Genomic DNA, 4,484 nt, shown 5'->3' on the forward strand with positions numbered 1-4,484 from the left:
TTCGACCTACTACTATCACTTGAAACAGCTAGACAAACCAGATAAGGACCAAGAGCTTAAAGCTGAAATTCAATCCATTTTTATCGAACATAAGGGAAATTATGGTTATCGTCGGATTCATTTAGAACTAAGAAATCGTGGTTATCTGGTAAATCATAAAAGAGTTCAACGCTTGATGAAAGTACTCAATTTACAAGCTAAAATGCGACAGAAACGAAAATATTCTTCTCATAACGGAGACGTTGGCAAGAAAGCAGATAACCTTATTCAACGCCAATTTGAAGCAGCCAAACCAATGGAAAAGTGCTACACAGATGTGACAGAATTTGCCATTCCAGCAAGTACTCAAAAGCTTTACTTATCGCCCGTTTTAGATGGTTTCAACAGCGAAATCATCGCTTATCATCTTTCTACTTCACCGAACTTGGAACAAGTGAAGAGCATGTTAAAACAGGCCTTCACAGAGAATTACTACGAGAATACTGTTCTCCATAGTGACCAAGGCTGGCAATACCAACACGATTCTTATCATCGGTTCCTAGAGAGTAAGGGAATTCAAGCATCTATGTCACGCAAGGGAAACAGCCAAGACAACGGTATGATGGAATCTTTTTTTGGCATTCTTAAGTCTGAAATGTTTTATGGTTATGAGAATACGTTTCAGTCACTTGAGCACTTGGAACAAGCTATTGTAGACTATATTGATTACTACAACAACAAACGAATTAAGGTAAAACTAAAAGGACTTAGTCCTGTACAATACAGAACTAAATCCTTTGGGTAAATTAATTGTCTAACTTTTTGGGGTCAGTACACCATTTTCTTCAATCTTTTTCTTTTACTAGAGCAAATTATAAAACACTTAAAAATAGCATCCCATCAGGATTCCTAAGTGTTTATTCACCATATGGTAGCCAAGCTCCATAAGGGTAATCTGTGTTCTGAAAAAAATCCTAGCCGACTTTTTTGTATCAATCGGCCGTTACAAATTTGTAACCTTTGTTTTTAAAATAGGTTGACAATTATGTTTCTTAAAGTATAATAGTTACTATAAATTACAAAAGAGGTTAACTATTATGAAAAAAGCACATATTTACGCTATTCCAGCTATCGGGGCTGCTCTGATTGCAGTATTAGCCCAAATCAGTATCCCAATTGGACCTGTACCATTTACTCTGCAAAACTTTGCTATCGGTCTCATCGCTACTGTTTTTCGACCTAGGGAAGCTGTTCTCTCTGTTGGAATCTATCTCTTACTAGGGGCTATTGGACTTCCTGTCTTTGCTAGCGGCGGAGCTGGTTTCCATGTTTTAGTAGGACCAAGCGCTGGTTATCTTTGGTTTGACCTAGTCTATGCAGGACTTGCATCTTATCTAACACACACAAATAGTGGTGTTATACGTATTTTCCTAGCCAATCTCTTGGGTGATTCACTTGTTTTTGTCGGTGGTATCCTCAGCCTCCACTTCCTTGCTGGTATGCCTATTGACAAGGCTCTCGCTGTCGGTGTCATTCCCTTTATCATTCCTGATCTTGCAAAAATTATTGCCATTAGTTTTATCGGACGACCACTCCTTCAACGTCTTAGTAATCAACCCTACTTTTCACATAAATAAAGAAAGGAGGTCGGGAATTTTCGCCCAACCTCCTTTCGTCTGTTTTTACATGATTGCTTATTGATTCTTAAAGGCATCGACCATCACTTGAAACTCCTCGTTTGAGAGGGTGATTCCTTTCCCCATCTTAGTGTGGTCTGGACTCCAAGCACGAATGTCAAACTTTGCTGGTGCTCCATTAAAGCTGACACGATTGATTTCCTTGGTCCAACCTTTTTCATTCTCTGAGAGCGTAAGTAAGTGTTCTTCGATTTCAAATGTAAATTCTGCCATTGTATTCTCCTTTTAATTGTCTTCACTTGATTATTCGTAAAATCTTGTAGATTTTTTTTAAATTGTATATAATAATGGTAAAAAGAAGGGAGGCTCCGATGAAAGATTTATTGAAACATATTCAACAAAAATTCCAAGGATTTCTCAACGGACGAGAAGAACCAGATCATTCCAAAGCTGACTCCCTGACAAGTGCCATTAAAGAGGCGCTCCTGAAAAAAACTGCTGTCCACATTATTTTTTCAGATACAAGTTTTACAGGGGATATCATCAAATTTGATACAGATCGCCAGCAAATTATCGTTAAAAATTTTGCAAAAAATGTGACCCGCATTATTCGAATCCCAGATATTCGAAAAATAAGTTTTGTTCCCTCAACTGTCCAAACTGCCCAAAAAAATCGATTCAAGAAAGAGTGAGATGAGTTTTCTTCATCTCACTCTTTTCTATTAACGGATTTGTTCAAAATGAAGGTGAACAGCAATGTGTTCTCCGTAACCACTTCTCTCTAAATCCCGTTGCAAACGGTAAGAGATATAGTGTTCAGCGATGGTAATGTAACCTGCACCAAGCAAGCGATGCTCAACCATTGATTGAATCATGCTGATTGTCGCACGCTCCACTTTTGCCTCTTCTAGATCCAAGACAACTTTCTTAGTTACCTGAGCTAGATTTTGACGTAAATCATCTGTCAAAACATAAACCGTTTGAGCAGCTTTGAGAATGGCTTGATAGATTTTATCTGGATCAAAGTCGGCAACTTGTCCATCACGTTTAATGACTTGCATAGGCTTCTCCTTTTAATTTGTATTTTCTTTAATGTCTGCTAACATTTTGGATTCTTCTGCTGTTAATTCGTAATGTTCCAACAAATCTGGTCTACGCTCATAAGTTTTTTTGAGACTTTCATAGAGACGCCATTGACGAATCTTCTCATGGTGCCCACTCATAAGCACTTCTGGAACCACCATGCCTCGATAATCATAAGGACGTGTGTACTGAGGATATTCGAGGAGCCCAGATGAGAAGCTATCATCTTGGTGACTAGTTTCCTTCCCAATTACTTCTGGTATCAAGCGAACCGTCGCATCAATCATGGTCATTGCTGCCAGTTCTCCACCAGTTAGAACATAATCACCAAGGGAAATCTCATCTGTTACCAAGGTCTTAATGCGTTCATCATAGCCCTCGTAGTGACCACAGATAAATATGAGTTCCTCTTCTTGGGCTAAATCTTCAGCATAAGCCTGGTCAAACTGCTTACCTGCAGGATCCAAAAGAATCACGCGCGGATTCTGCTTTTGAATAGCGTCAAAGGCATCAAAGATTGGCTGCGCACGTAGCAACATCCCTTGACCCCCGCCATATGGCTCATCATCCACATGACGGGCCTTTTCAGCATATTCACGAAAATTGTGATACTGGATGTCAAGAAGTCCCTTCTCACGAGCTTTGCCAACAATGGAATGTTCTAGAGGCGAGAACATCTCTGGAAAGAGGGTTAAAATATCAATCTTCATCGTCTAACCCTTCTAAGAGTTCAACATCCACACGCTTATTAGGAATATCTACATTAAGGACAACCGGTGGGATATAGGGTAAGAGCAGATCCCGTTTCCCCTTACGCTTAACTACCCAGACATCATTGGCACCTGGTTGAAGGATTTCCTTAATGATTCCAATCAAGTTGTCACCCTCGTAGACCTCTAGTCCAATAATCTCGTGATAGTAAAATTCACCCTCATCAAGGTCATTAAGGTTTTCTTCTGCAACCTTCAAACTGTGGCCCTTGTATTTTTCGATATCATTGATGTGATACATATCCTTAAATTTGATGATATCAAAGTTTTTATGCTTACGGTGACTCGCGATAGTCACTGTTTTAACAAATTGATCCTTCTCATCAAATAAGGCAAGCTCTGCACCTTTTTTAAAGCGTTCTTCCGAAAAATCCGTCACAGATAAGACTCTCATCTCACCTTGCAAACCTTGTGTATTGACGATTTTTCCAACGTTAAAATAGTTCATTTGATCTCCTGTGTATGTTTCTCCCTTTATTTTATCACGTTCTAGGTATTTTCACAAGTTGGAGAAAAAAGCTAGTTCTGACCTTCCACTTCTAAATATCCTTCCAAATCTCGTTCATGGTGATACTTGATGGCAGCTTTCTTATCTTTTTCAAAAATGGTCTTGGTTAGATCAATATCGTTGATAGCTGCGATTGCAACCGTATAATGTATAATATCAGCAAGTTCTTTAGCAAGTTCCTCATTTGAGTCCTGAACTCCCTCTTTTCGTCCAGAACGTCCATTTAAAACCTCGGCTACTTCACCAACTTCTTCAACTAGTTTTATAAAGAGCCCTTCCTCTGTACGAGATTGCTGGTAATGTTCTAGCAAATAGGCTTGTAGTTGTCTAACTGTTAAATCCTTCATATCCTACTCCTAGCAAAAAAGCGAGACATCCGTCCAATGTCATTAAGTTAAGAAATTCAAATACAATTCTGTATTTGGGTTTCTTTTTTTATGTGCTAAACTGATAGTTAAGGAGGTACTTCCCATGATAAAACAGATAAAAGCCCACTTGAATAAGAGT

The 4,484-nt window shown here is 38.9% G+C and carries 8 protein-coding genes; 3 read left to right on the forward strand and 5 right to left on the reverse strand.

The window, feature by feature from the left end; translation table 11 throughout:
- On the forward strand, positions 1 to 784 hold a 784-nt coding region (locus QM374_RS10615), incomplete at its 5' end, for an IS3 family transposase (RefSeq protein WP_414311724.1).
- 292 nt (positions 785 to 1,076) lie between these two features.
- Positions 1,077 to 1,616 (forward strand): biotin transporter BioY, encoded by a 540-nt coding sequence (locus QM374_RS10620; RefSeq protein WP_414311725.1) that lies wholly within the window; start codon positions 1,077 to 1,079, stop codon positions 1,614 to 1,616.
- Between the two features lie 57 nt (positions 1,617 to 1,673).
- Here the strand turns inward: QM374_RS10620 and QM374_RS10625 are convergent, their stop codons facing one another.
- Positions 1,674 to 1,889: a YdbC family protein gene (locus QM374_RS10625; protein WP_000807425.1), complete on the reverse strand. Its 216-nt coding sequence runs from the start codon at positions 1,887 to 1,889 to the stop codon at positions 1,674 to 1,676.
- 98 nt (positions 1,890 to 1,987) lie between these two features.
- Between QM374_RS10625 and QM374_RS10630 the strand changes: the two genes are divergently transcribed.
- Positions 1,988 to 2,308 carry a hypothetical protein gene (locus QM374_RS10630; RefSeq protein WP_414282773.1) on the forward strand — a complete coding sequence of 107 codons (321 nt, stop codon included), beginning with the start codon at positions 1,988 to 1,990 and terminating at the stop codon, positions 2,306 to 2,308.
- Between the two features lie 30 nt (positions 2,309 to 2,338).
- On the opposite strand, the gene QM374_RS10635 is transcribed toward QM374_RS10630, so the two are convergent.
- The 4 genes from QM374_RS10635 to QM374_RS10650 all read right to left on the reverse strand — a co-directional run bounded on the left by QM374_RS10635 (position 2,339) and on the right by QM374_RS10650 (position 4,324).
- Positions 2,339 to 2,677, reverse strand: coding sequence for an ATP cone domain-containing protein (locus QM374_RS10635; protein ID WP_001196044.1), 339 nt, complete (start codon positions 2,675 to 2,677; stop codon positions 2,339 to 2,341).
- A 12-nt stretch (positions 2,678 to 2,689) separates the two neighbouring features.
- Positions 2,690 to 3,409: a tRNA (guanosine(37)-N1)-methyltransferase TrmD gene (trmD, locus tag QM374_RS10640; RefSeq protein WP_414311726.1), complete on the reverse strand. Its 720-nt coding sequence runs from the start codon at positions 3,407 to 3,409 to the stop codon at positions 2,690 to 2,692.
- Entirely contained in the window at positions 3,399 to 3,917 is a 519-nt protein-coding gene (gene rimM / locus QM374_RS10645) for a ribosome maturation factor RimM (protein ID WP_414311727.1), read from the reverse strand. Before rimM ends, trmD begins: the two co-directional genes overlap by 11 nt.
- A gap of 71 nt (positions 3,918 to 3,988) precedes the next feature.
- Positions 3,989 to 4,324 (reverse strand): MazG nucleotide pyrophosphohydrolase domain-containing protein, encoded by a 336-nt coding sequence (locus QM374_RS10650; protein WP_414311728.1) that lies wholly within the window; start codon positions 4,322 to 4,324, stop codon positions 3,989 to 3,991.
- Positions 4,325 to 4,484 lie beyond the last annotated feature (160 nt).

This window comes from Streptococcus infantis (genome assembly GCF_047465525.1).
Lineage (GTDB): Bacteria > Bacillota > Bacilli > Lactobacillales > Streptococcaceae > Streptococcus > Streptococcus infantis_R.

What these genes read in the sequence shown, in the direction of transcription:
- QM374_RS10620 (WP_414311725.1), top strand. Translation starts at nt 1,077, where the DNA reads ATGAAAAAAGCACATATTTACGCTATTCCAGCTATCGGGGCTGCTCTG.
- QM374_RS10625 (WP_000807425.1), bottom strand. Translation starts at nt 1,889, where the DNA reads ATGGCAGAATTTACATTTGAAATCGAAGAACACTTACTTACGCTCTCA.
- QM374_RS10630 (WP_414282773.1), top strand. Translation starts at nt 1,988, where the DNA reads ATGAAAGATTTATTGAAACATATTCAACAAAAATTCCAAGGATTTCTC.
- QM374_RS10635 (WP_001196044.1), bottom strand. Translation starts at nt 2,677, where the DNA reads ATGCAAGTCATTAAACGTGATGGACAAGTTGCCGACTTTGATCCAGAT.
- trmD (WP_414311726.1), bottom strand. Translation starts at nt 3,409, where the DNA reads ATGAAGATTGATATTTTAACCCTCTTTCCAGAGATGTTCTCGCCTCTA.
- rimM (WP_414311727.1), bottom strand. Translation starts at nt 3,917, where the DNA reads ATGAACTATTTTAACGTTGGAAAAATCGTCAATACACAAGGTTTGCAA.
- QM374_RS10650 (WP_414311728.1), bottom strand. Translation starts at nt 4,324, where the DNA reads ATGAAGGATTTAACAGTTAGACAACTACAAGCCTATTTGCTAGAACAT.